The sequence below is a fragment of the Marinobacter sp. genome, assembly GCF_014859525.1.
In the GTDB taxonomy this organism is placed as follows: domain Bacteria; phylum Pseudomonadota; class Gammaproteobacteria; order Pseudomonadales; family Oleiphilaceae; genus Marinobacter.
The window spans coordinates 1-21,713 of record NZ_JACUUB010000015.1; the positions used below are offsets into that span (position 1 = coordinate 1).

Sequence of the window (21,713 nt, forward strand, 5' to 3'; positions counted from 1 at the left end):
TCGCGAAGGCGGCCGTACCGTTGGTGCCGGCGTGGTTTCAAAGATCATCGAGTAAGTCGCTCGTTTGATCAGGAAAAAGGGGCTGATACGTTCAGCCCCTTTTTCTATTTTGGTCGCAAAGTCATCTCAACCCTGTCAGCGTCATGCGTGTTGACAGGGTTGAGTATTATGCATACAATGCGGCTCCTTTTTTTGAAGGTCGGCTAACGATTAGCTGCTACGAGTGGAGTTTGGTGCATCATGCAAAGCCAAAAGATTCGGATTCGGTTGAAGGCGTTTGATTATCGCCTGATCGACCAGTCCACGCAGGAGATTGTCGATACCGCTAAGCGGACCGGCGCTCAGGTGCGTGGACCTATTCCTCTGCCAACGCGCAAGGAAAAGTTCACCATTCTGGTCTCTCCGCACGTCAACAAAGACGCGCGCGACCAGTATGAAATTCGTACCCACAAGCGTTTGCTCGACATTGTTGAGCCGACGGAAAAGACAGTGGATGCTTTGATGAAGTTAGACCTGGCAGCAGGTGTAGACGTTCAGATCAGCCTCGGCTAATACCGCCCGGTATCAGTCTGTGTAACTGTCATAAGGCCATAGAGGGTGCGAGCCCCGTACACTTAAGAGGTGAAACATGGCAATTGGTGTTGTCGGTCGTAAGGCCGGTATGACCCGTATTTTTACGGAAGATGGGCAGGCGCTGCCCGTAACGGTAATTGAGGTTGAGCCCAACCGAATTACCCAACTTAAAACTCTCGAAAACGACGGCTACCGTGCTGTGCAGGTAACTGTGGGTTCTCGTCGTGCCTCCCGTGTGAGCAAGGCTGCAGCCGGTCACTATGCGAAAGCTGGTGTCGAGGCGGGTCGTGGTATATGGGAATTCCGTCTTGCAGACGGCGAAGGCGATGAGTTGGCCGCTGGTGGTGAGTTGACAGTCTCTGTTTTTGAAGACGGTCAGGCGGTTGATGCCACTGGTCAGTCCAAAGGTAAGGGATTCCAGGGTGGTGTTAAGCGGTGGAACTTCTCCATGCAAGACGCAACTCACGGTAACTCCCTGTCTCATCGTGCTCCGGGTTCTATTGGTCAGAACCAGACTCCGGGTAAGGTGTTCAAGGGCAAAAAGATGGCCGGTCAGATGGGTAACGCTCAGGTAACTGTGCAGAACCTGCATATTGTCCGTGTCGATGCCGAGCGCAACCTGCTGCTGGTGAGTGGTGCCGTACCTGGCGCAACTGGCGGCGATGTTGTCATCAAGCCTGCAGTCAAAGCCTGAGGAGCGGTGCGATGGAATTGACAATTAATGGTAGCGGCAAGGGGATTTCTGTTTCCGACGCTGCATTCGCCAAAGATTTTAATGAAGCTCTGGTTCACCAGGTGGTAACTGCCTATTTGGCAGCTGGCCGTCAGGGCACCAAGGCTCAAAAGACACGTTCTGAAGTCCGGGGTGGTGGTAAAAAGCCTTGGCGCCAGAAGGGTACTGGTCGCGCTCGTGCGGGCACCATTCGTAGTCCGATCTGGCGTTCAGGTGGCGTAACATTTGCTGCCAAGCCACGTGATTTCGAGCAGAAAGTGAACCGCAAGATGTACCGTGCGGCCATGTGCTCCATTCTTTCCGAGCTGGTTCGTCAAGAGCGTCTGGTGGTGGTTGACGAAATTAACGTCGACAGTCCGAAGACCAAGGCGTTCACCGCAAAGCTGAAAGATCTGGGTGTTTCCAATGCGCTGATTCTTGCTGACAACGTCGAGCAAAATCTGCATCTGGCTTCTCGCAACATCCCGCACGTGGATGTTCGGGATGTTGCCGGCCTGGATCCGTACAGCCTGGTTGCTTACGAAAACGTCGTGGTAACTGTTCCCGCTCTGAAGAAGATCGAGGAGATGCTGGGATGAATCAGGAACGCATTTATAAGGTCCTGCTGGGGCCGCACGTATCAGAAAAAACATCTCTCGCAGCTGAGCGTGGTCAAGTGGTGTTCCGTGTAGCACCTGATGCCACCAAGCCAGAGATCAAGAAAGCCGTTGAACAGCTGTTCAACGTCACCGTCGAAGGTGTTCAGGTTTCGAACCGTAAGGGTAAGCTCAAGCGTACCGTCCGCGGGTTCGGCAAGCGTAATGACATTCGCAAGGCTTATGTAAAGCTGGCAGAAGGTCAGGACATCGATTTTCTGGATGTGGAATAAGGTAAAGGGGTCGTAATATGCCGATCGTCAAAACCAAGCCAACATCAGCCGGACGCCGTCACGTTGTAAAGCTTTACAACCCGGACCTGCACAAAGGGCGCCCTTACGAGCCGTTGGTAGAAACAAAGAGTAAGTCTGGTGGCCGTAACAATGCTGGCCGCATTACTACTCGTCACATTGGTGGTGGCCACAAGCAGCACTACCGCGTTATTGACTTTAAGCGGAGCAAAGATGGTATTCCGGCGGTTATTGAACGCCTTGAATATGATCCTAACCGCTCAGCGCACATTGCATTGCTGAAGTATGCCGATGGCGAGCGCCGTTACATTATTGCTCCCAAAGGTATGACCGCCGGCGATCCAGTGCGATCCGGCGTCGACGCGCCGATTAAGGTGGGCTCTACTTTGCCGCTCCGGAACATTCCGGTCGGTTCTGTGATCCATTGCGTCGAACTCAAGCCTGGCAAAGGTGCCCAGCTGGCTCGCTCCGCGGGCGCATCCGTACAGCTGGTAGCTCGGGAAGGGGCGTATGCCACTATCCGCCTGCGTTCAGGTGAAATGCGTAAGGTGCTTGTTGATTGCCGTGCAACGTTGGGCGAAGTGTCCAACAGCGAACACAGTCTCAAGCAGCTTGGTAAAGCGGGTGCATCACGTTGGCGCGGTAAACGTCCAACAGTACGTGGTGTTGCTATGAACCCAGTTGACCACCCACATGGTGGTGGTGAAGGGCGTACCTCTGGCGGGCGTCACCCGGTTACTCCGTGGGGTGTTCCGACCAAAGGGCATAAGACTCGTAAGAACAAACGTACTGACAAGATGATAGTACGTCGTCGTTCGGCCAAGTAAACGACTACATAGAGGTAATTGCTGTGCCACGTTCTTTAAAGAAAGGTCCTTTTATAGACCTGCATCTGTTGAAGAAGGTCGAGGCAGCTCTGGAAGGAAATGACAAGCGGCCCATTAAAACCTGGTCCCGCCGGTCAACAATCTTTCCAGAGATGGTAGGCCTGACCATTGCAGTCCACAACGGCAAGCAGCACGTGCCGGTTTATGTCACCGAAGATATGGTCGGACATAAACTGGGTGAGTTCGCGGCAACGCGTACTTATCGTGGTCATGCAGCCGACAAGAAAGCTAAACGCTGATTGTGAGGTAATAGAAATGGAAGTAGCAGCCAAGTATAAGGGCGCTCGCCTCTCAGCTCAGAAAGCACGTCTTGTTGCCGACCAAGTACGCGGCAAGGCTGTTGAGGACGCCCTGAATATTCTGACTTTCAGCCCTAAAAAGGCGGCGGTCGTGATCAAGAAAGCTCTTGAATCCGCCATCGCTAATGCTGAGCACAACGAAGGTCTGGACGTAGATGATCTGCGGGTTTCCACCGTAATGGTGGATGAGGGCCCAACGCTCAAGCGAATCAAGGCTCGAGCCAAGGGGCGCGCTGATAGAATCATGAAGCGCACCTGTCATATCACCGTCAAGGTCGCCGACAAGTAGGAGATGCTCAGATGGGTCATAAAGTAAATCCAACCGGCATGCGCCTGGGTGTGATCAAAGAGCACAACTCAGTGTGGTACGCCGATAAAAAGGACTACGCGAAAAACCTGTTGAATGATATTCAGGTCCGCGAATTCCTGGACAAGCGCCTGGTAAAGGCGTCTGTCAGCAAGATCGTGATCGAGCGCCCTGCTCAGAACGCCCGGATCACGATCCATACCGCCCGTCCCGGTATTGTTATCGGTAAGAAGGGTGAAGATGTTGATCGTCTGCGTCGTGAAGTCGGCGAGATGATGGGTGTGCCCGTGCACATCAACATCGAAGAAGTCCGCAAGCCGGACCTGGATGCCCGCCTGGTAGCGCAAAACGTTGCCGGACAGCTGGAGCGTCGTGTGATGTTCCGTCGCGCTATGAAGCGTGCGGTACAGAATGCCATGCGCCAGGGAGCCAAGGGTATCAAGATTCAGGTTGGCGGTCGTCTTGGGGGTGCTGAAATCGCACGTTCCGAGTGGTATCGCGAAGGTCGTGTACCTCTGCACACACTGCGTGCAGATATTGATTACGCAACCTACGAAGCGCATACCACTTACGGCGTAATCGGCGTCAAGGTATGGATCTTCAAAGGTGAGATTCTTGGTGGTATGGAACAGGTCCGTGCTGACAAGAAAGCCTCTGGGAAGAAAGGTTCTAAGTAAAGGGGCACTCTTATGCTGCAACCAAAACGCACCAAATTTCGCAAGGTAATGAAAGGCCGTAACACCGGTCTTGCTCACCGCGCTAACAAGGTGAGCTTCGGTGAATACGGATTGAAAGCGACGAGCCGCGGGCGTATAACAGCGCGTCAGATTGAAGCAGCGCGTCGGACTATGACACGTCGTATCAAGCGGGGCGGTAAGATCTGGATTCGGGTTTTCCCGGATAAGCCGATCACCGGCAAGCCGCTGGAAGTACGGATGGGTAAAGGTAAAGGTTCTGTCGAGTATTGGGTGGCTGAAATTCAGCCAGGCCGCATGCTTTATGAGATGGAAGGTGTATCCGAGGAAATCGCTCGCGAAGCCTTCACTCTGGCAGCGGCTAAACTGCCGGTACAGACCACCTTTGTAACGAGGACGGTGATGTGATGAAAGCAACAGAGCTGCGTGACAAGTCAGTCGAGGAGCTGAACAAAGAGCTGATCGACCTCCTGAAGGAGCAGTTCAACCTGCGCATGCGTAAGGCGACAGGTCAGCTGAATCAGTCTCACCTCCTCGGCAAGGTGAAACGTGACATTGCGCGCGTTAAAACGGTAATGAATGAAAAGGCAGGACAGTGACATGACCGAAGCTACCCAAACTGCCAGAACTCTGAGCGGCAAGGTCGTGAGCAACAAGATGGACAAGTCCATCGTGGTCCTGGTAGAGCGTCAGGTGAAACACCCTCTGTACGGTAAGTACATGAAGCGCTCCACCAAGATCCATGCGCACGATGAAAGCAATCAGTGCAACATCGGCGACATCGTAACCATTCAGGAAACCCGTCCGGTCTCTAAGACCAAGAGCTGGGCCCTGGTGGAAGTCACCGAACGCGCGTCTAAGGTGTAATTCGCCCGGAGAACAACCATGATTCAGACTCAAACAATGCTTGAAGTCGCGGATAACAGTGGTGCACGGCAAGTGATGTGCATTAAGGTCCTGGGCGGATCTCACCGGCGTTACGCGAGCGTTGGGGACATTATCAAGGTAACCGTAAAGGAAGCCATCCCCCGCGGTAAGGTGAAGAAAGGCCAGGTCCTGAAGGCTGTTGTAGTTCGTACCCGTAAGGGTGTGCGTCGTCCAGACGGGTCACTGATCCGTTTTGACGGTAACGCGGCGGTACTTCTGAACAATCAGGACGCGCCCATTGGTACCCGTATCTTCGGACCGGTTACCCGTGAGCTGCGCAATGAAAAGTTCATGAAGATTATCTCACTGGCACCCGAAGTACTTTAAAGGACCAGAGGCCGGTTATGAAAAAGATCAAACGAGATGACGAAGTAATCGTCACTACGGGGAAAGACAAAGGCAAACGTGGTAAAGTTCTGAAGGTTCAGGACGATGGCCGTGTGATTGTTTCTGGCATCAACATGATGAAGAAACACACCAAGCCGAACCCGATGCTGGGCACCCCAGGTGGCATCGTCGAAAAAGAAGCGCCTATCCAGGCTTCCAACGTGGCTATTTTTAATCCGCAGACCGGCAAAGCCGATCGTGTTGGCATCCAGATTAAGGATGACGGCACCAAGTCGCGGATCTTCAAGTCCACGAAAGAAGCTGTCGATAACCAGTAAGCGGTGGTGGTTACGATGCTTAACATGAAAGAGCAGTATTCAAAGGAAGTGGTACCCGCCCTGCAGCAGGAGTTCGGCTACAAGAACGTGATGCAGGTGCCGCGTATCGAGAAGATCACCCTGAACATGGGTGTTGGTGAAGCAGTTGGTGATAAAAAGCTGATTGAAAATGCCGTCGCAGATCTTGAGCGCCTGGCAGGACAGAAAGCGGTTGTCACCAAGGCTAAAAAATCGGTAGCGGGCTTTAAAATCCGTGAAGGTTGGCCAATTGGTTGTAAAGTGACCCTGCGCGGTGAGCGCATGTGGGATTTCTTTGATCGCCTGGTTCACATTGCGGTTCCCCGCATTCGTGACTTCCGTGGTCTCAATCCGAAATCCTTCGACGGTCGCGGTAATTACAGCATGGGTGTTCGTGAGCAGATCATCTTTCCTGAGATCGAGTACGACAAAGTCGACAAGATCCGCGGGTTGGATATCACCATCACCACCACTGCCGGTACCGACGACGAAGGTCGCGAACTGTTGAAAGCCTTTGGCTTTCCGTTCAAGAAATAAGGAACGAGTGACATGGCGAAGGTTTCCATGAAAAACCGTGAGCTCAAGCGCGAAAAGACGGTAGCAAAATTTGCAGCCAAGCGTGCCGAGCTCAAGGCGATTATCAAAAACACGAATGCCAGCGAAGAAGATCGTTGGAATGCTCAGATGAAGCTCCAGCAGCTTCCTCGCGATGCAAGTCCTTCACGTCTTCGGAATCGTTGCCAGGTAACTGGTCGGCCCCACGGTGTTCTGCGCAAGTTCGAGCTTTCACGGATTAAACTCCGCGAATACGGCATGCGTGGTGACGTACCGGGCCTGACTAAAGCAAGCTGGTAAGATAGGTCACCTGGCTTCGGTCAGGGGCCTGTTGGTAAGCGGTGCGGCGCGCCGCTGCACAACTAAAAAGATCAGGAGCCTCATACCAATGAGTATGCAAGATACGCTTGCGGATATGTTTACCCGTATCCGTAACGCACAGATGGCACAAAAGGCCGATGTGGCCATGCCGTCTTCAAAGATGAAGATCTCCGTTGCCCAGGTCCTCAAGGACGAAGGCTACGTAGCAGATTTTTCTGTTTCAGCTGACGCGAAACCAGAGCTGACCATCACGCTGAAATATTTTGGTGGCAAGCCGGTTATCGAACAGATCAAGCGGGTTAGTCGCCCGAGTCTGCGCCAGTACAAAGGTGCAGGGGAGCTACCGAAAGTTTCCGGTGGTCTGGGAGTCGCGATTGTCTCAACGTCCAAGGGCGTTATGACAGACCGTGCCGCACGTGCTGCAGGCGTGGGTGGCGAAGTCATCTGCACCGTATTCTAGGAGAATCACATGTCCAGGGTTGCCAATAATCCTGTCGTGCTGCCTTCCGGTGTTGAGGTTAAGCTGAACGGACAGGAAATTAATGTGAAGGGTTCCAAGGGAGCGCTTCAATTCACCATTCACCAAGCGGTTGAAGTAAAGCAGGAAGAGGGTACTCTTCGCTTTGCTGCTCGCGATGGTGCCAAACAGTCCCGTGCTCTTGCTGGTACTACTCGTGCGCTGATTAACAATATGGTTTCCGGCGTAACCACAGGCTGGGAGCGCAAGCTTCAGCTGACGGGCGTAGGTTATCGTGCGCAGGCGCAAGGTAAGAAGCTCAATCTGACGCTGGGTTTTTCCCACCCGGTTGAATATGAGCTGCCCGAGGGTGTTACCGCTGAAACTCCGTCCAATACGGAAGTTGTGATTCGCGGTATCGACAAGCAACAGGTTGGCCAGGTCGCTGCAGAAATCCGCGCGTTCCGTCCGCCCGAGCCTTATAAGGGCAAGGGTGTTCGTTATGCGGATGAGCAGGTAAGACGCAAAGAAGCCAAGAAGAAATAAGGCGGGACTATGAGCGCGAATAACGAAAGATTGCGTCGCGCACGCAAAGTGCGCATGAAGATCCGTGAACTGGGTACTGACCGTCTGTGCGTTCACCGCACACCGCGTCACATGTACGCTCAGGTCACGTCTGCAGATGGCAGCAAAGTGCTGGCAACTGCCTCCACGTTGGATAAGGAACTGCGCCAGGGTGCAACCGGTAACGTGGACGCTGCCAAAAAGGTCGGTCAGCTGATTGCTGAGCGTGCCAAGGCAGCAGGCATTGAGAAGGTCGCTTTTGACCGCTCAGGTTACCGTTATCACGGTCGCGTACAGGCTTTGGCCGATGCGGCTCGTGAAGCTGGCTTGCAATTCTAAGAGGTGGAGAAGATGAGCGTTAACGATCAGAAGGCGCCTGAGCTCCAGGAAAAGCTGGTTCAGGTCAATCGAGTCGCCAAGGTAGTAAAAGGTGGCCGTATTTTCGCCTTCACCGCACTGACTGTAGTGGGTGATGGTAAAGGACGTGTTGGTTTCGGCCGTGGTAAGGCCCGGGAAGTCCCGGTAGCTATCCAGAAGGCAATGGAAGCAGCTCGCAAAAACATGGTAGATGTGGCTCTGGATGGTACGACTCTCCAGTATGCGGTCAGAGCACAGCATGGCGGCTCCAAAGTTTATATGCAGCCAGCATCAGACGGTACCGGTATCATTGCCGGCGGTGCGATGCGTGCAGTGCTTGAAGTGGCTGGCGTGCACAACGTGCTGTCCAAGTGCTACGGATCTACCAACCCGGTAAACGTGGTACGTTCTACCATCAAGGGTCTGCAGGCAATGAAAGCGCCTGAAGATATTGCAGCCAAGCGCGGCAAATCCGTCGACGATATTCTGGGTTGAAGTCATGGCGAACGCAAAAACGATCAAAGTAACATTGACCCGCAGCCCAATCGGCTGTCAGCCCAAGCACAAATTGTGCGTCAAGGGTCTGGGTCTTCGCAAAATCGGTCATACCGTTGAAGTGGAAGATACGCCTTCGATTCGCGGCATGATCAACCGGGTTAACTACCTGGTTCAGGTTGAGGAGAACTAAGATGCGTCTGAACGAACTTGCTCCGGAACCTGGTTCACGTCCTGCTGCACGTCGCGTAGGTCGTGGTATCGGTAGCGGTCTGGGTAAAACTGGTGGTCGCGGTCATAAAGGTCTGAAGGCTCGTTCTGGTGGCTCTGTTGCCCCCGGTTTCGAGGGTGGTCAGCAGCCTTTGGCCCGTCGTCTGCCGAAGTTTGGTTTCACCTCCCGCCAGCAGCGTTATGTTGCCGAAATTCGCCTGAATGAACTGGCGAAAGTAGATGGCGATGTGGTTGATCTGGCTGCACTGAAAAAGGCTGACATCATTCGCGAAGAAATTCGCGAAGCCAAGGTTATGTTGTCCGGCGAATTGGACCGTGCGGTAACCGTGAAAGGGCTACGTGTCACCAAAGGCGCACGCGAGGCAATTATTGCCGCGGGCGGGAAAGTCGAAGACTAAGACGAGTCGAGGACTAAATGGCCAAGACAGCATCAATGCCTGCGGGCGCCGGAAAAGGATTTGCAGAGCTGCGTTCGCGCCTCTGGTTCGTATTTCTGGCGTTGCTGGTGTACCGAGTCGGTGCCCACATTCCCGTACCCGGCATCAACCCGGATCGTTTGGCGGCACTGTTTGATCAGAATCAGGGAACCATTCTGAGTCTGTTCAACATGTTTTCCGGTGGTGCGCTTGAGCGCATGAGTATCTTCGCACTCGGTATCATGCCGTATATTTCGGCTTCTATTATCATGCAGCTCATGACCGCGGTTAACCCGCATCTTGAGCAGCTGAAAAAGGAAGGTGAAGCTGGTCGTCGCAAGATTAGCCAGTACACGCGGTATGGTACGGTTGTCCTGGCCCTGGTTCAGGGCTTTGGTATTTCTGTGGGGCTGGCCTCTCAGGGTGTCACCTTCAACGATAGCTTCAGCTTCCACTTTGTGGCGGTTGTGTCCTTCGTTTGTGGTGCTGTCTTCATGATGTGGCTTGGTGAGCAGATCACTGAGCGTGGCGTCGGTAACGGTATATCCCTGCTGATTTTTGCAGGGATTGTGGCCGGATTGCCAGGTGCCATTGGTCAGACTCTGGAGCAGGCTCGTAGCGGTGAGATGAGCTTGCTGGTGGTGCTCGGTATTGGGGTTCTTGCGATTGCGGTCGTGGGCTTCGTGGTGTTCATGGAGCGTGGTCAGCGTCGCTTGACCATTAACTACGCCAAGCGTCAGCAAGGGCGTCAGGTGTTCGCTCAGCAGTCCAGCCATCTGCCGCTGAAGGTCAATATGGCAGGTGTGATACCGCCGATCTTTGCGTCGTCCATTCTGTTGTTCCCGGCTTCTTTGGGGCAGTGGTTTGGTCAGGGCGAGGGTATGGAATGGTTGAGTGACATCTCCCAGGCATTGGCTCCGAGTCAGCCGTTGTATATCATCCTGTTCGCAGCAGCAGTCGTTTTCTTCTGCTTCTTCTATACAGCGCTGATGTACAACCCGAAAGAAGTTGCGGATAACCTCAAGCGTTCCGGTGCGTTTATTCCGGGCATTCGCCCTGGAGAGCAGACGGCCAAGTACATCGATGGTGTACTGACCCGCCTAACGTTATTCGGGGCTATGTATATTGCAGCGGTGTCTCTGTTCCCTCAGTTCCTGATGGTGGCAGGTAATGTGCCCTTCTATTTGGGTGGTACGTCACTGCTGATTGTTGTAGTCGTGGTGATGGATTTCATGGCCCAGGTTCAGTCGCACCTGATGTCACATCAGTATGAATCACTGATGAAGAAATCCAATCTCAAGGGCTATGGACGGAACGGCTGATTAAGCCGTTCCCCTTGAAAACTGGAGTCGACAATGAAAGTACGCGCTTCGGTAAAGAAAATTTGCCGTAACTGCAAAGTAATTCGTCGCAATGGCTCAGTAAGAGTTATTTGCACGGAGCCTCGTCACAAACAGCGTCAGGGCTGATATCCATACGGGATTCGGAACTGGCATTGTAGAGGGTACGAATAATAGCGCTTGACCTCGGTTGGGGTCAGGCGCTATTATTTCGCGCCCTTTTATAGTGGCGGAAAATTCACACAGCAAAGCTTTGAACGCGGAGTAATTTGGATGGCACGTATAGCCGGTGTCAATATACCCGATCACAAACATGCTGTTATCTCGCTCACCTACATTTTTGGTGTTGGCAAGACAACAGCCCAGAAGCTTTGCGATGCAACCGGCGTTAAGCCGGACGTCAAGGTCAAAGACCTTAGCGACGAGCAACTTGAAGCACTTCGTTCAGAAGTGGGCAAGTTTACCGTTGAAGGCGATCTGCGTCGTGAAGTACAGATGAACATCAAGCGTTTGAAGGATCTCGGTTGCTTCCGTGGTCTGCGTCATCGTCACGGCCTTCCGGTCCGTGGCCAGCGCACCAAGACCAACGCCCGCACCCGTAAAGGTCCACGCAAACCTATTCGTAAGTAACAGGTAGGCAAACATGGCAAAGCCAGGTACACGTACCCGTAAAAAGGTGAAAAAGACGGTTGTTGATGGCGTCGCGCACATTCACGCGTCCTTCAACAACACCATCGTGACCATTTCGGACCGTCAGGGCAACGTCCTGTCCTGGGCCACCTCTGGTGGTTCCGGTTTCCGCGGCTCACGTAAGAGTACACCTTTTGCTGCGCAGGTAGCAGCTGAAAGAGCCGGTAATGCGGCTGCTGAATACGGCCTTAAAAACCTGGACGTAGAGGTTAAGGGTCCTGGGCCCGGACGTGAATCTGCAGTTCGTGCGTTGAATTCGTGCGGCTACAAGATCACCAACATCACTGATGTGACGCCGATTCCCCATAACGGCTGTCGTCCGCCCAAGAAGCGCCGCGTCTAACACAGGAGACAGTGAAATATGGCTCGTTATATAGGCCCGAAGTGCAAGCTGTCTCGTCGTGAAGGGACAGATCTTTTTCTGAAGAGCGGCGTTCGCGCGCTCGATACTAAGTGCAACATCGAGACACCGCCGGGTATGCACGGCGCGCGTCGCGGTCGTCTGTCCGAGTACGGCGTTCAGCTTCGTGAAAAACAGAAAGTCCGTCGTATCTACGGCGTGCTTGAGAAGCAATTCCGCAGTTATTACAAAGAGGCTGCCCGACTGAAGGGTGCGACTGGTGAAAACCTGCTGCAACTTCTGGAAGGTCGTCTGGATAACGTTGTGTATCGCATGGGCTTTGGTTCTACCCGTGCAGAGTCCCGTCAGCTCGTCTCTCACAAGGCGATCCTGGTTAACGATAAGCCGGTGAACATTCCGTCTTACCAGGTGAAGCCGGGTGACGTTGTGAGTGTGCGTGAAAAAGCCAAAAACCAGTTGCGTGTTAAAGGCGCTCTGGATCTGGCGAGCAGTCGCGCGCCGGTAAGCTGGGTAGAGGTTGACGCCAACAAGATGGCCGGCGTTTACAAGTCAGTACCTGAGCGTATTGAACTGCCTGCCGACATCAACGAGAACCTCATCGTCGAGCTTTACTCCAAGTAAAGCCCAGTTAGCAACGATAGTAGATAGGGGCGTCTATGCAGCGTTCAGTACATGAGTTATTGACACCTCGTACCATTGACGTGAAGGAATCTGGTGCTACGCGTGCCAAGGTGACGCTGGAACCGCTTGAGCGCGGTTTTGGTCACACCCTGGGCAGCGCACTGCGTCGAATTCTCTTGTCTTCGATGCCGGGCTGCGCCGTTACTGAAGCACAGATCGACGGTGTCCTGCACGAGTACAGCGCCATTGAGGGTGTCCAGGAAGACGTTATCGAGATTCTGTTGAATCTCAAAGGCGTCGCCGTGAAGATGAACAGCCGTGACGATGCTGAGTTAACTCTCAGCAAGAAAGGCCCAGGGTTGGTGACTGCCGGCGATATCAAGCTGGACCACGATGTGGAAATTGCCAATCCTGAGCACGTTATCTGTCACCTGAGCGAAAATGGCGAAGTGAACATGCGTCTGCGTGTTGCCCGTGGTCGCGGCTATGAGCCGGCAGATCAGCGTGGTCTTGACGAAGACGAGACTCGTGCCATCGGACGTTTGCAGCTCGACGCTACGTTCAGCCCGGTTCGCCGAGTGGCTTATGCCGTCGAAAGCGCGCGGATTGAGCAGCGTACAGATCTGGACAAGCTGGTTATTGATCTGGAGACCAATGGCACGATCGATCCCGAAGAAGCGATTCGCCGGGCCGCGACCATCCTCCAGCAGCAATTGGCGGTGTTCGTCGATTTTGATCATGAGAAAGAGCCTGAGCGGGTAGAAGAAGAGGAAGAAATTGATCCGATTCTGCTGCGCCCGGTTGATGATCTTGAATTGACTGTTCGTTCGGCTAACTGCTTGAAGGCAGAAAACATTTACTATATCGGCGATCTAATTCAGCGCACGGAAGTGGAGCTGCTGAAGACGCCTAACCTTGGCAAAAAGTCGCTGACTGAGATCAAGGACGTTTTGGCGTCTCGTGGTTTGTCTCTGGGAATGCGTCTTGATAACTGGCCGCCGGCAAGCCTTCGTGGCGATGACCGGGTTCTGGGCGGTTAATCGCCGATTAGTTTAAGGTAAGGAATCAGAGCAATGCGTCATCGTAAGAGTGGTCGTAAGTTCAACAGGACCAGTGCGCATCGCAAGGCCATGTTCCGTAACATGGCGGCGTCACTGGTTGAGCACGAGCTGATTAAAACGACGCTCCCGAAAGCGAAAGAATTGCGTCGGGTAGCAGAGCCGTTGATCACGCTCGCAAAGAATGATTCGGTAGCAAATCGTCGTCTGGCGTTCGCACGCCTGCGCAACGATGCTGTGGTTGCCAAGCTCTTTAATGAGATTGGTCCTCGCTACAGCGAGCGCCCGGGTGGATACCTTCGTGTCCTTAAGTGTGGTTTCCGTGCTGGTGACAATGCCCCTATGGCATTTGTAGAGCTGGTCGGTCGCCCTCTGGATATCGAAGCGGAAGAAGTGGACGATAACGAAGAGTAAAATCTTCGGGTTCGCCCATAAAAAAACCGGGTTCCGAAAGGTCCCCGGTTTTTTTGTGTCTGGCGTTTATACCAGGCTGATGTTTATGCGTCTTTCTTACCTAACATGGGTTTCAGATATCTCCCTGTGTGCGAAAGTGCGTTATTTGCGACGTCTTCCGGAGTGCCCTCTGCAATGATCTGGCCGCCGCCAGAGCCGCCTTCCGGGCCAAGATCGACGATCCAGTCGGCGGTTTTGATAACGTCCAGGTTATGCTCGATCACAACAATGGTATTGCCGTGATCGCGCAGTCGTTGCAATACGTTCAGTAATTGCTGGATGTCGTAGAAGTGCAGCCCGGTTGTTGGTTCGTCCAGGATGTATAGTGTCTTTCCGGTATCGCGTTTGGACAGTTCCTTTGCCAGTTTGACTCGCTGAGCCTCGCCGCCGGAGAGAGTGACCGCACTTTGGCCCAGGCGGATGTAAGACAAGCCAACGTCGATCAGGGTTTGGAGTTTGCGTGCCAGGAACGGCACCGCATCAAAAAACTCGCGGCCTTCTTCGACCGTCATGTCGAGCACTTCGTGAATGTTCTTGCCCTTGTAGCGGACTTCCAGTGTTTCCCTGTTGTAGCGCTTGCCCTTGCAGATATCGCAGGGCACATAAACGTCGGGCAGGAAGTGCATTTCAACTTTTATGACGCCATCGCCTTGGCACGCTTCACAGCGACCGCCTTTTACGTTGAACGAGAAACGACCGGGCTTATAGCCTCTTGAGCGCGCTTCCTGAGTGCCGGCAAACAGTTCGCGGATCGGCGTGAACAAACCGGTGTAGGTGGCCGGATTGGATCTCGGCGTACGACCGATGGGGCTTTGGTCGATGTCGATCACCTTGTCCAGTTGGTCCAGGCCTTTGAGGCTATGATATGGGGCATGGGCCAGGGTCGAGGCTTTGTTCAACTTGGTAGCAGCAACCGGGTAAAGGGTGGCGTTTATCAGTGTCGACTTACCCGACCCGGATACGCCGGTGACGCAGGTCATGACGCCAAGTGGCAGGGTCAGGGTGACATCCTGAAGGTTGTTGCCGTTGGCGCCGGTGAGTACCAGTGATTTACCGTTGCCTTTGTTACGGGTTGCAGGGATGGCAATTTCTTTGTCGCCACAAAGGTACTGGCCGGTCAGAGAGTCTTTATTGGCAATGATGTCAGCTGGTGTGCCTCTGGCGACGATTTCGCCGCCGTGCACGCCGGCACCGGGGCCGATATCGATCACGTAATCTGCGGCCCGTATGGCGTCCTCGTCGTGTTCAACCACAATGACGGTGTTGCCCAGATCCCGGAGGTGGGTGAGGGTGGTGAGCAGCCGGTCGTTGTCCCGTTGGTGCAAACCAATGGAGGGTTCGTCCAGGATATACATAACGCCGACCAGGCCTGCACCGATCTGGCTGGCCAGGCGAATGCGCTGGGCTTCGCCGCCCGACAGTGTGTCTGCACTGCGCTCCAGGGTGAGGTACTCAAGCCCGACATTCACCAAAAATTGCAGGCGTTCACGCACTTCCTTAAGAATCTTCTCGGCAATTTCGCCTTTGCGACCAGGCAGCGCCAACTCGCTGAAGTAGCGATGGGCATCCCCTACGGGAAGATGGGTGATATTTGAGATGTTACGTTCTTCGATGAAGACGTTGCGGGCGCTCTGGCGCAGACGTGAGCCGTTGCAGTCTTTACAGGGTTGCGTGCTCAGGTTGCGAGCCAGTTCTTCGCGCATGCTTTGGGAGTCGGTTTCCCGATAGCGGCGCTCAAGATTGGGCAGAATACCTTCAAACGGGTGCGCCTTCTCCATAATCTGGCCGCGGGAATTGACGTAGCGGAAAGGAATGTCTTCACCCCCTGAGCCGTTCAGCAAAATGGACTGGAACGCTTTTGGCAGGTCTTCCCAGGGAGTCTCAAGGTCAATGCCATAGTGATCGGCAACGCTCGAAAGCATCTGGAAGTAATACACTGCCCGCCGGTCCCAGCCCTTGATCGCACCAGAGGCCAGGGTTGCTTCCGGGTTCTGGATCATTTTCTCCTGGTCAAAAAACTGTTTTACGCCAAGACCGTCACAGGTTGGGCAGGCGCCGGCGGGATTGTTGAAGGAGAACAGTTTGGGCTCAAGCTCGCTGAGCGCGTAACCGCACTGGGTGCAGGCGTAACGGGCAGAGAACGTATGCTGCTCGCCAGTGCCGGACATTGGGGCTACGAGTGCGATACCGTCGGCCAGTTCAAGTGCCGTTTCAAAACTTTCTGCCAGGCGCTGTTCCAGGCCAGCTTTGACTTTGAAACGGTCGACCACAACATCAATCTGGTGTTTGCGTTTTTTATCCAGTGGCGGCACGTCGTCAATGTCATAGACGGTGCCGTCCACCCGTAGCCGGATGAAGCCCTGGCTGCGCATGGTGTCAATCACCTGAAGGTGCTCACCTTTGCGGTCCCGAATGATCGGCGCCAGGATCATCAGTTTGCTGTCTTCGGGCATTGCCAGAACCAGGTCGACCATCTGGCTGACGGTCTGGGCTTCCAGGGGTTGGCCGTGATCCGGGCAGCGAGGCTCGCCGGCGCGGGCGAACAGAAGTCGCAGATAGTCGTAAATCTCGGTGATGGTTCCGACGGTCGAGCGGGGATTGTGCGAGGTTGACTTTTGCTCGATGGAAATGGCCGGGGACAAGCCTTCAATGTGATCGACGTCGGGCTTTTCCATCATCGACAGGAATTGCCGGGCGTACGTGGACAAAGATTCGACATAGCGCCGCTGGCCTTCGGCATAAAGTGTATCGAAAGCCAGCGAAGACTTTCCTGAACCTGAGAGACCGGTAATGACAATAAGCTTGTCTCTCGGGATATCCAGGTCAATGTTCTTCAGGTTGTGAGTGCGTGCGCCTTTGATCTGGATATGGTCCATAACACCTCGCTTGGTAAAACCACCAGTATATCGTGTTCGGCCTCCCCCGGGGAAACCGCGGATGAATGCCTCGGGGTCTCGTGGTGGGAGTAGTCCCGTCGCCCGAGTGCATCTGGTACAATGCGCCGCCAGCGGTCACCGGCCGTATACTCACACTTCTTCAATCCAGCATGAGTAAGCATGAACGCGCTTGAAAAACGCTCTGTAACGGCTCTTGCCTCGGTATACGCCATGCGTATGCTGGGTTTGTTCATGGTTATGCCGGTATTTGTCCTGCTGGGCAGTGAGTTGCAAGGCGCGACACCTGCTCTGATTGGCCTGGCTATTGGCGCTTACGGCCTGAGTCAGGCCTTGCTTCAGATTCCTTTCGGTTTGTTGTCTGACCGTGTTGGCCGCAAGCGCATGATCTATATCGGGCTCGTGCTGTTTGCTGTCGGTAGTCTGCTCGCCGCTGCTACGGATTCGATATACGTTGTAATCGCCGGTCGGATTCTTCAGGGTGCTGGTGCCATCGCCAGTGTGCTGATGGCATTACTGAGTGACCTCACCCGCGAGGAAGAGCGCACCAAGGCCATGGCCATGGTGGGCATCACCATCGGTTTGTCTTTTTCGGTCTCGCTGGTGGCTGGGCCATTATTGGGTGCGGTGTGGGGGCTGTCTGGCATATTCTACGCGACTGCCATGTTGGCGGTTGTGGCGCTCGTTATCGTGGCAAAGGTGGTGCCGACGCCCCATGGGCATAAAGTCAGCGCAGATACGCACCCGGCGCGTGAGATGGTAGGGCGAGTGCTTAGTGATGGCCGGTTACTGCGCCTGGATTTCGGTATTTTTGTCCTGCATTTTGTTTTAACGGCGCTGTTTCTGGTGTTTCCTACCATGCTCCAGGATGATCTGGGGTTGCCCGGCCGTTCCCATTGGTGGTTTTACCTCACGATCATGCTGACGTCGTTCTTTGCCATGGTGCCGTTTATCATCGTTGGTGAAAAAAAGCGTAAGATGAAACCGGTGTTTTGCGGTGCCGTTGCGTTGCTGGCGCTGGCAACCGCGGGGTTGACGGCCATCGGTCAAAGCCTTTGGGCCGCATGGGCTGTATTATTCTTCTTCTTTATGGCGTTCAATCTGCTGGAGGCGAGCCTGCCCTCTTTGATCAGCAAGGAGGCGCCGGCGGCCAGTAAGGGTACCGCCATGGGGGTCTATTCCACGTCGCAGTTTTTTGGTGCCTTTCTGGGTGGCGCCCTCGGTGGTTATTTGCTGCAGATCGTGGGCATCGACGGCGTTCTCTGGTTGATGGTCGGTGGCCTGGGGATTTGGTGGTTAGTGGCGTTGACCATGCCAACGCCGAGTTACACCGCCAGTTTTGTGGTGCAGTTAAAAGAAGGGGTGCCTTACGGCTTTGATGAAATCGATCAAGGTCTGCGCCGTTTACCGGGCGTTCAGGACGTGGTGGTTGTGGAAGAAGCAGGCACCGCGTACCTGAAAGTCGACAAGCAATACTTTCACGAAGATCAGCTTGCGCACTTTGAATTTGTGCGGCAGGGTAAGGGTTCTTAAACACAGAATGCGTGCAAGGAAGGCACGTATTGAGCAAACACGATCAGGAGCAGAAGATGGCACGAGGCATAAATAAGGTCATTCTTATCGGTAATCTGGGCCAGGATCCAGACACCCGTTATACCCCGAACGGCAACGCGGTTGTTAACCTCAACCTGGCTACCGATGAAAGTTACAAAGATCGCCAGACCGGGCAGATGGTGCCAAGAACGGAATGGCATCGGATTGTGCTCTTCGGCAAAGTGGCCGAAGTGGCCGGCCAGTATCTGCGCAAAGGCTCCAAGGTGTATATCGAAGGTCGCCTGCAAACCCGCAAATGGCAGAATAAAGAAGGGCAGGATGTGTACACCACTGAGATTGTGGTCGACATCAATGGTCAGATGCAGATGCTGGATAGTCGTGGTGGCGAAGGTGGCATGAATCAGGGCGCGCCACAGGGGCGACCACAACAGCAAAACCAGCCTCAGGGTCAGTACAGCGCACCCGCCCAGCAGCAGAATAATCAGCCGGCTCAGTCGGGTGGTTACGGCCAGCAGGGGCAGCCGCAAAGTGGCAGCGGCATGCCTGAGCCGATTGACGATTTTGATGACGACATCCCGTTCTAGCGGATGTCTCGGTTGATGTAACAAAAAAGCCTGCGATTTCTGCAGGCTTTTTTGTTACCGACTTGCAAAATCTCGGTGAAATCAATCAAGAAAACGTAGAGTTACGTTCACTTTCTCAACTACTATGTAAGCTGCTGACAATTTGAACACCTTGCGCTCTTCAGTTGACGCTTCAACTGAGCACAAGAGCCTTGGAGACACTTGGGAATTCATGATCCTGAACTCTGTTTTTAACAGCCTGAAAAAGATGATGGGGCTTGGGCCTTCCGGGCATCCGGTGTGCCTTGAGGTGCGCCCCGATGGCATTGCCTGGGCAAGAGCGGCTGGCTTGGCAGGGCAGGCCACCGGGTTTGTTGATTGTTTGCCCGCCCGGCGGCAGGAGGCTCTTGGCCAATTGGTGGCTGATCAGAACTGGGCAGGCGCTCCCGCTGTTCTCGTGTTGCCGATCGATCAGTATCAGGTGTTTCAGGTGGAGCGTCCGGAGGGGGTTGACGACGTCGAGTTGGCCGATGCCCTGAAATGGAAGCTCAAGGATTTTCTCGATTTTAGCCCGTCTGACGCGGTGTCAGATGTGTTCGTGTTTCCCGAAGATGCCTCTCGTGGTCGTGGCCCGCTGGTCAATGTTGTGGCGGCTCGAAAGTCGTTGGTGCAGGAGCTGATTAATCTGGTGTCTGCCTCAGGCCTTGAGTTGCAGAAAATTGATATTGCAGAACTGGCGCTAAGAAACCTGGCGGCCCGGCTAGACACCGCAAAACGCGGTGTGGCCCTGGTTCATTTGCGCGACCGTTACGGGCAAATGGTTATTTGCCAGGGCGAGACCTTGTACCTGTCGAGACGACTGGAATTGTCTTATGACGATCTTCGCGATGCGTCCAGTCAGGAGAATGCCGTTCAGTCCCTGGCATTGGAGATTCAACGCTCCATGGATTACTTTGAAAGCCAGCTTGGCCAGTCGCCCCCATCGACCATTCGTCTGGTCGCCCGAGATTCCGTGTTGCCGCTCAATTCCATGTTGTCTTCTTATATGGCCTCCGGGTTGGAAGTGCCGGACTGGACGGAGTTCGGTTTGAAAGAGGATCTCGATAGTCGTTGCCTGCCCGCCTGGAGTGCGGCGCTTACTCTGGGGAATCGAGCTTGATGAAGCAACAGGTCAACCTTTACACCGCAGAACTCCGGCCGCAAAAGCTGATGCTGAATGCCGGTGCAGCTGTTGCGCTGGTGGTTCTGGTGGTCGCCATGCTGGTTGGGGTGATGGTAAACGGGCACTGGCAGAATCAACAGCGGGATCGGCAGCTGGCTCAGCTCCAACAGCAAACTCAGAACCTGGAGCAAGCGGTGGCAAGCATGTCGGCCCGGGTGCAGGCCCGCCAGCCAGATCCGGAACTTGAGGGTGCGCTGGAGCGGGTTAGTGACACCATTGCTCGCCGACAAAGACTGCTGGACCGGGTTGAAGGATTAACGGCCAACAACCATGGTGGGTTTTCGGGTCGGATGTCAGCGCTGGCCCGTCAGATCCCGGGCGATCTGTGGTTGACCTCGGTGCAGTTACAGTCAGCCCCGGCCAGCATGAGCCTTGAAGGTAGAACCCGAACGGCCGATCTGGTGCCGCATTACCTGGAACGCCTGGGCAACGAGCCGGCGTTTATTGGTGAAACATTCCGTGATTTTCGCCTGAGCCGGTCGGACGACGAGGCTTCTCGGCAGTGGGTAGAGTTTCGCGTAGCGACAGAGCAGCGCACAGGGGCGGGTTCATGACCAAGGTGACCGACGCTCTGGCGATGGGTGCTCAATGGTACAACGACCGACCCATTCGTGAGCGGGCGCTGATGCTGATAACCGCTTGTGTGTTGGTGTTTGTGGCTGGTTGGGAGCTTCTTGTGGCTCCGATCGAGGCTCGCCAGCAGCAACTCGATCATCGTGTGCAAGCGTTGTCTGCGGCTCGCGATAACTTGCTTAACCAACAGCAAACCCTCAACAATCAGCTTGCCAGTGATCCATCAGCAGAGCTACAGCAGCGCCTGACTGCCCGGCAAAACCGGTTGGCGCGTCTGGATCAGCAAATCTCTGAAACCGCCGGGCAGCTGATTGCTCCGCGAGACATGGTGGCCTTGTTAAGGACCATGCTCTCGGCTCAACAGCGGTTGGAGCTGGAATCGATGGTGTTGCTTGCACCCGTGCCCGTGTTTGATGGCCTGCAAGGCAGTGGTAGAGAAGAAACCGCCGAGCCCTTACTCTATGCTCACGACGTTGAGCTGAAGGTGCGGGGCGGATATCTGGAGGTGCTGGCCTACCTGCAAAGACTCGAAGCCATGGATGAGCGCCTTGGCTGGATGCAGTTGGAGTATCAGGCCGGTTCCTGGCCCAACGGTGAGGCCACCATTCGGGTGCGAACGCTAAGCCTTGAAGCCGCCTGGCTGGGAGTATGAGATGAGAATTCGATCAGCCCGGCCGCAGTGGTTGTTACTGGTGCTATTGCTCAGTCCGGTGGCCCATGGCTTGCAGGATCCGACCCAACCGCCAGGCAGCGCGGTCGAGCCTGTATCAGCCGCCCCTGCGCGGGACCTTCGGGTAGGTTCCATCCTGCTGGGCGCGGAGCGCCGAGTCGCCGTTATTAACGGAGTGGCACTGACCGAAGGCGATCGTCACGACGGTTTGCGCGTTCGCCGCATTCATAAAGATCGGGTTGAAGTAACAGACCGAGGCCAGCCAAGAGTGCTGTATCCGGAACCGCTGCCGCAGGTGCGAAAAACTCCATGACAGACATACGGACTA

The 21,713-nt window shown here is 54.5% G+C and carries 35 protein-coding genes; 34 read left to right on the plus strand and 1 reads right to left on the minus strand.

Annotated elements, in window-relative coordinates; all coding sequences use genetic code 11:
* Positions 1–240 precede the first annotated feature (240 nt).
* The 28 genes from rpsJ to rplQ all read left to right on the plus strand — a co-directional run bounded on the left by rpsJ (position 241) and on the right by rplQ (position 13,870).
* Complete coding sequence (rpsJ, locus tag IBX51_RS05490; RefSeq protein ID WP_007350503.1) at positions 241–552, plus strand: 30S ribosomal protein S10; 312 nt, start codon at positions 241–243, stop codon at positions 550–552.
* Positions 553–628: 76 nt separating this feature from the next.
* Positions 629–1,267, plus strand: coding sequence for a 50S ribosomal protein L3 (gene rplC, locus IBX51_RS05495; RefSeq protein WP_291829515.1), 639 nt, complete (start codon positions 629–631; stop codon positions 1,265–1,267).
* A gap of 11 nt (positions 1,268–1,278) precedes the next feature.
* Positions 1,279–1,884, plus strand: coding sequence for a 50S ribosomal protein L4 (rplD, locus tag IBX51_RS05500; RefSeq protein WP_291829516.1), 606 nt, complete (start codon positions 1,279–1,281; stop codon positions 1,882–1,884).
* Positions 1,881–2,174 carry a 50S ribosomal protein L23 gene (rplW, locus tag IBX51_RS05505; protein ID WP_044387664.1) on the plus strand — a complete coding sequence of 98 codons (294 nt, stop codon included), beginning with the start codon at positions 1,881–1,883 and terminating at the stop codon, positions 2,172–2,174. Before rplD ends, rplW begins: the two co-directional genes overlap by 4 nt.
* Before the next feature lie 17 nt (positions 2,175–2,191).
* Entirely contained in the window at positions 2,192–3,019 is an 828-nt protein-coding gene (gene rplB, locus IBX51_RS05510; protein WP_291829520.1) for a 50S ribosomal protein L2, read from the plus strand.
* Between the two features lie 23 nt (positions 3,020–3,042).
* Complete coding sequence (rpsS, locus tag IBX51_RS05515; protein WP_291829522.1) at positions 3,043–3,318, plus strand: 30S ribosomal protein S19; 276 nt, start codon at positions 3,043–3,045, stop codon at positions 3,316–3,318.
* Between the two features lie 16 nt (positions 3,319–3,334).
* Entirely contained in the window at positions 3,335–3,667 is a 333-nt protein-coding gene (gene rplV / locus IBX51_RS05520; RefSeq protein WP_092016112.1) for a 50S ribosomal protein L22, read from the plus strand.
* 11 nt (positions 3,668–3,678) lie between these two features.
* Positions 3,679–4,362: a 30S ribosomal protein S3 gene (rpsC, locus tag IBX51_RS05525; RefSeq protein ID WP_291829527.1), complete on the plus strand. Its 684-nt coding sequence runs from the start codon at positions 3,679–3,681 to the stop codon at positions 4,360–4,362.
* 12 nt (positions 4,363–4,374) lie between these two features.
* On the plus strand, positions 4,375–4,788 hold the full coding sequence (gene rplP, locus IBX51_RS05530) for a 50S ribosomal protein L16 (RefSeq protein ID WP_044387654.1): 414 nt from the start codon (positions 4,375–4,377) through the stop codon (positions 4,786–4,788).
* Complete coding sequence (gene rpmC / locus IBX51_RS05535) at positions 4,788–4,979, plus strand: 50S ribosomal protein L29 (RefSeq protein ID WP_044387652.1); 192 nt, start codon at positions 4,788–4,790, stop codon at positions 4,977–4,979. Before rplP ends, rpmC begins: the two co-directional genes overlap by 1 nt.
* 1 nt (position 4,980) lies before the next feature.
* The gene (rpsQ, locus tag IBX51_RS05540) at positions 4,981–5,247 is read left to right on the plus strand and encodes a 30S ribosomal protein S17 (protein WP_044387650.1); all 267 of its coding nucleotides are present in this window, start codon (positions 4,981–4,983) and stop codon (positions 5,245–5,247) included.
* An 18-nt stretch (positions 5,248–5,265) separates the two neighbouring features.
* Entirely contained in the window at positions 5,266–5,634 is a 369-nt protein-coding gene (gene rplN, locus IBX51_RS05545) for a 50S ribosomal protein L14 (RefSeq protein ID WP_007154005.1), read from the plus strand.
* Positions 5,635–5,651: 17 nt separating this feature from the next.
* Positions 5,652–5,972: a 50S ribosomal protein L24 gene (gene rplX / locus IBX51_RS05550; protein ID WP_044387647.1), complete on the plus strand. Its 321-nt coding sequence runs from the start codon at positions 5,652–5,654 to the stop codon at positions 5,970–5,972.
* Between the two features lie 15 nt (positions 5,973–5,987).
* Positions 5,988–6,527: a 50S ribosomal protein L5 gene (rplE, locus tag IBX51_RS05555; protein WP_044387645.1), complete on the plus strand. Its 540-nt coding sequence runs from the start codon at positions 5,988–5,990 to the stop codon at positions 6,525–6,527.
* Between the two features lie 12 nt (positions 6,528–6,539).
* Positions 6,540–6,845, plus strand: a complete 306-nt coding sequence (gene rpsN / locus IBX51_RS05560) for a 30S ribosomal protein S14 (protein WP_291829539.1) — start codon at positions 6,540–6,542, stop codon at positions 6,843–6,845.
* Positions 6,846–6,933: 88 nt separating this feature from the next.
* Positions 6,934–7,326: a 30S ribosomal protein S8 gene (gene rpsH, locus IBX51_RS05565; protein ID WP_044387641.1), complete on the plus strand. Its 393-nt coding sequence runs from the start codon at positions 6,934–6,936 to the stop codon at positions 7,324–7,326.
* Between the two features lie 9 nt (positions 7,327–7,335).
* The gene (rplF, locus tag IBX51_RS05570; protein ID WP_044387638.1) at positions 7,336–7,869 is read left to right on the plus strand and encodes a 50S ribosomal protein L6; all 534 of its coding nucleotides are present in this window, start codon (positions 7,336–7,338) and stop codon (positions 7,867–7,869) included.
* A gap of 9 nt (positions 7,870–7,878) precedes the next feature.
* The gene (gene rplR / locus IBX51_RS05575; protein ID WP_106670755.1) at positions 7,879–8,226 is read left to right on the plus strand and encodes a 50S ribosomal protein L18; all 348 of its coding nucleotides are present in this window, start codon (positions 7,879–7,881) and stop codon (positions 8,224–8,226) included.
* Positions 8,227–8,238: 12 nt separating this feature from the next.
* Positions 8,239–8,739 (plus strand): 30S ribosomal protein S5, encoded by a 501-nt coding sequence (rpsE, locus tag IBX51_RS05580; RefSeq protein WP_044387634.1) that lies wholly within the window; start codon positions 8,239–8,241, stop codon positions 8,737–8,739.
* A 4-nt stretch (positions 8,740–8,743) separates the two neighbouring features.
* On the plus strand, positions 8,744–8,932 hold the full coding sequence (gene rpmD / locus IBX51_RS05585; protein WP_007153997.1) for a 50S ribosomal protein L30: 189 nt from the start codon (positions 8,744–8,746) through the stop codon (positions 8,930–8,932).
* 1 nt (position 8,933) lies between these two features.
* Positions 8,934–9,368, plus strand: a complete 435-nt coding sequence (gene rplO, locus IBX51_RS05590) for a 50S ribosomal protein L15 (RefSeq protein ID WP_106670756.1) — start codon at positions 8,934–8,936, stop codon at positions 9,366–9,368.
* Between the two features lie 17 nt (positions 9,369–9,385).
* Positions 9,386–10,708, plus strand: a complete 1,323-nt coding sequence (secY, locus tag IBX51_RS05595) for a preprotein translocase subunit SecY (RefSeq protein ID WP_291829551.1) — start codon at positions 9,386–9,388, stop codon at positions 10,706–10,708.
* A gap of 33 nt (positions 10,709–10,741) precedes the next feature.
* Positions 10,742–10,855, plus strand: a complete 114-nt coding sequence (rpmJ, locus tag IBX51_RS05600; protein WP_004580765.1) for a 50S ribosomal protein L36 — start codon at positions 10,742–10,744, stop codon at positions 10,853–10,855.
* A gap of 144 nt (positions 10,856–10,999) precedes the next feature.
* Positions 11,000–11,356: a 30S ribosomal protein S13 gene (gene rpsM / locus IBX51_RS05605; protein ID WP_044387625.1), complete on the plus strand. Its 357-nt coding sequence runs from the start codon at positions 11,000–11,002 to the stop codon at positions 11,354–11,356.
* Between the two features lie 13 nt (positions 11,357–11,369).
* Positions 11,370–11,759 (plus strand): 30S ribosomal protein S11, encoded by a 390-nt coding sequence (gene rpsK / locus IBX51_RS05610; protein WP_044387623.1) that lies wholly within the window; start codon positions 11,370–11,372, stop codon positions 11,757–11,759.
* 18 nt (positions 11,760–11,777) lie between these two features.
* The gene (rpsD, locus tag IBX51_RS05615; protein ID WP_291829560.1) at positions 11,778–12,398 is read left to right on the plus strand and encodes a 30S ribosomal protein S4; all 621 of its coding nucleotides are present in this window, start codon (positions 11,778–11,780) and stop codon (positions 12,396–12,398) included.
* Positions 12,399–12,433: 35 nt separating this feature from the next.
* The gene (gene rpoA, locus IBX51_RS05620; protein ID WP_291829562.1) at positions 12,434–13,438 is read left to right on the plus strand and encodes a DNA-directed RNA polymerase subunit alpha; all 1,005 of its coding nucleotides are present in this window, start codon (positions 12,434–12,436) and stop codon (positions 13,436–13,438) included.
* Positions 13,439–13,471: 33 nt separating this feature from the next.
* Positions 13,472–13,870 carry a 50S ribosomal protein L17 gene (rplQ, locus tag IBX51_RS05625; RefSeq protein ID WP_291829563.1) on the plus strand — a complete coding sequence of 133 codons (399 nt, stop codon included), beginning with the start codon at positions 13,472–13,474 and terminating at the stop codon, positions 13,868–13,870.
* Positions 13,871–13,953: 83 nt separating this feature from the next.
* On the opposite strand, the gene uvrA is transcribed toward rplQ, so the two are convergent.
* A complete protein-coding gene (uvrA, locus tag IBX51_RS05630) occupies positions 13,954–16,785 on the minus strand; it encodes an excinuclease ABC subunit UvrA (RefSeq protein ID WP_291829565.1) in 2,832 nt (943 codons plus the stop codon).
* A gap of 180 nt (positions 16,786–16,965) precedes the next feature.
* Here uvrA and IBX51_RS05635 point away from each other — a divergent pair, with 180 nt between their 5' ends.
* The 6 genes from IBX51_RS05635 to IBX51_RS05660 all read left to right on the plus strand — a co-directional run bounded on the left by IBX51_RS05635 (position 16,966) and on the right by IBX51_RS05660 (position 21,698).
* Positions 16,966–18,336, plus strand: a complete 1,371-nt coding sequence (locus IBX51_RS05635; protein WP_291829566.1) for an MFS transporter — start codon at positions 16,966–16,968, stop codon at positions 18,334–18,336.
* 56 nt (positions 18,337–18,392) lie between these two features.
* The gene (gene ssb, locus IBX51_RS05640; protein WP_291829568.1) at positions 18,393–18,941 is read left to right on the plus strand and encodes a single-stranded DNA-binding protein; all 549 of its coding nucleotides are present in this window, start codon (positions 18,393–18,395) and stop codon (positions 18,939–18,941) included.
* Between the two features lie 211 nt (positions 18,942–19,152).
* On the plus strand, positions 19,153–20,079 hold the full coding sequence (locus tag IBX51_RS05645; RefSeq protein ID WP_291829569.1) for a biogenesis protein MshI: 927 nt from the start codon (positions 19,153–19,155) through the stop codon (positions 20,077–20,079).
* Entirely contained in the window at positions 20,079–20,696 is a 618-nt protein-coding gene (locus IBX51_RS05650; RefSeq protein WP_291829619.1) for a PilN domain-containing protein, read from the plus strand. Before IBX51_RS05645 ends, IBX51_RS05650 begins: the two co-directional genes overlap by 1 nt.
* Positions 20,693–21,367 (plus strand): MSHA biogenesis protein MshJ, encoded by a 675-nt coding sequence (locus tag IBX51_RS05655; RefSeq protein ID WP_291829571.1) that lies wholly within the window; start codon positions 20,693–20,695, stop codon positions 21,365–21,367. Before IBX51_RS05650 ends, IBX51_RS05655 begins: the two co-directional genes overlap by 4 nt.
* 1 nt (position 21,368) lies before the next feature.
* Positions 21,369–21,698 (plus strand): hypothetical protein, encoded by a 330-nt coding sequence (locus IBX51_RS05660; protein ID WP_291829572.1) that lies wholly within the window; start codon positions 21,369–21,371, stop codon positions 21,696–21,698.
* Positions 21,699–21,713: the final 15 nt, after the last annotated feature.

Bases quoted from the DNA above. Each gene is read 5' to 3' on its own strand.
- rpsJ (WP_007350503.1), top strand. From the start codon at position 241: ATGCAAAGCCAAAAGATTCGGATTCGGTTGAAGGCGTTTGATTATCGC.
- rplC (WP_291829515.1), top strand. From the start codon at position 629: ATGGCAATTGGTGTTGTCGGTCGTAAGGCCGGTATGACCCGTATTTTT.
- rplD (WP_291829516.1), top strand. From the start codon at position 1,279: ATGGAATTGACAATTAATGGTAGCGGCAAGGGGATTTCTGTTTCCGAC.
- rplW (WP_044387664.1), top strand. From the start codon at position 1,881: ATGAATCAGGAACGCATTTATAAGGTCCTGCTGGGGCCGCACGTATCA.
- rplB (WP_291829520.1), top strand. From the start codon at position 2,192: ATGCCGATCGTCAAAACCAAGCCAACATCAGCCGGACGCCGTCACGTT.
- rplV (WP_092016112.1), top strand. From the start codon at position 3,335: ATGGAAGTAGCAGCCAAGTATAAGGGCGCTCGCCTCTCAGCTCAGAAA.
- rpsC (WP_291829527.1), top strand. From the start codon at position 3,679: ATGGGTCATAAAGTAAATCCAACCGGCATGCGCCTGGGTGTGATCAAA.
- rplP (WP_044387654.1), top strand. From the start codon at position 4,375: ATGCTGCAACCAAAACGCACCAAATTTCGCAAGGTAATGAAAGGCCGT.
- rpmC (WP_044387652.1), top strand. From the start codon at position 4,788: ATGAAAGCAACAGAGCTGCGTGACAAGTCAGTCGAGGAGCTGAACAAA.
- rpsQ (WP_044387650.1), top strand. From the start codon at position 4,981: ATGACCGAAGCTACCCAAACTGCCAGAACTCTGAGCGGCAAGGTCGTG.
- rplN (WP_007154005.1), top strand. From the start codon at position 5,266: ATGATTCAGACTCAAACAATGCTTGAAGTCGCGGATAACAGTGGTGCA.
- rplX (WP_044387647.1), top strand. From the start codon at position 5,652: ATGAAAAAGATCAAACGAGATGACGAAGTAATCGTCACTACGGGGAAA.
- rplE (WP_044387645.1), top strand. From the start codon at position 5,988: ATGCTTAACATGAAAGAGCAGTATTCAAAGGAAGTGGTACCCGCCCTG.
- rpsN (WP_291829539.1), top strand. From the start codon at position 6,540: ATGGCGAAGGTTTCCATGAAAAACCGTGAGCTCAAGCGCGAAAAGACG.
- rpsH (WP_044387641.1), top strand. From the start codon at position 6,934: ATGAGTATGCAAGATACGCTTGCGGATATGTTTACCCGTATCCGTAAC.
- rplF (WP_044387638.1), top strand. From the start codon at position 7,336: ATGTCCAGGGTTGCCAATAATCCTGTCGTGCTGCCTTCCGGTGTTGAG.
- rplR (WP_106670755.1), top strand. From the start codon at position 7,879: ATGAGCGCGAATAACGAAAGATTGCGTCGCGCACGCAAAGTGCGCATG.
- rpsE (WP_044387634.1), top strand. From the start codon at position 8,239: ATGAGCGTTAACGATCAGAAGGCGCCTGAGCTCCAGGAAAAGCTGGTT.
- rpmD (WP_007153997.1), top strand. From the start codon at position 8,744: ATGGCGAACGCAAAAACGATCAAAGTAACATTGACCCGCAGCCCAATC.
- rplO (WP_106670756.1), top strand. From the start codon at position 8,934: ATGCGTCTGAACGAACTTGCTCCGGAACCTGGTTCACGTCCTGCTGCA.
- secY (WP_291829551.1), top strand. From the start codon at position 9,386: ATGGCCAAGACAGCATCAATGCCTGCGGGCGCCGGAAAAGGATTTGCA.
- rpmJ (WP_004580765.1), top strand. From the start codon at position 10,742: ATGAAAGTACGCGCTTCGGTAAAGAAAATTTGCCGTAACTGCAAAGTA.
- rpsM (WP_044387625.1), top strand. From the start codon at position 11,000: ATGGCACGTATAGCCGGTGTCAATATACCCGATCACAAACATGCTGTT.
- rpsK (WP_044387623.1), top strand. From the start codon at position 11,370: ATGGCAAAGCCAGGTACACGTACCCGTAAAAAGGTGAAAAAGACGGTT.
- rpsD (WP_291829560.1), top strand. From the start codon at position 11,778: ATGGCTCGTTATATAGGCCCGAAGTGCAAGCTGTCTCGTCGTGAAGGG.
- rpoA (WP_291829562.1), top strand. From the start codon at position 12,434: ATGCAGCGTTCAGTACATGAGTTATTGACACCTCGTACCATTGACGTG.
- rplQ (WP_291829563.1), top strand. From the start codon at position 13,472: ATGCGTCATCGTAAGAGTGGTCGTAAGTTCAACAGGACCAGTGCGCAT.
- uvrA (WP_291829565.1), bottom strand. From the start codon at position 16,785: ATGGACCATATCCAGATCAAAGGCGCACGCACTCACAACCTGAAGAAC.
- IBX51_RS05635 (WP_291829566.1), top strand. From the start codon at position 16,966: ATGAACGCGCTTGAAAAACGCTCTGTAACGGCTCTTGCCTCGGTATAC.
- ssb (WP_291829568.1), top strand. From the start codon at position 18,393: ATGGCACGAGGCATAAATAAGGTCATTCTTATCGGTAATCTGGGCCAG.
- IBX51_RS05645 (WP_291829569.1), top strand. From the start codon at position 19,153: ATGATCCTGAACTCTGTTTTTAACAGCCTGAAAAAGATGATGGGGCTT.
- IBX51_RS05650 (WP_291829619.1), top strand. From the start codon at position 20,079: ATGAAGCAACAGGTCAACCTTTACACCGCAGAACTCCGGCCGCAAAAG.
- IBX51_RS05655 (WP_291829571.1), top strand. From the start codon at position 20,693: ATGACCAAGGTGACCGACGCTCTGGCGATGGGTGCTCAATGGTACAAC.
- IBX51_RS05660 (WP_291829572.1), top strand. From the start codon at position 21,369: ATGAGAATTCGATCAGCCCGGCCGCAGTGGTTGTTACTGGTGCTATTG.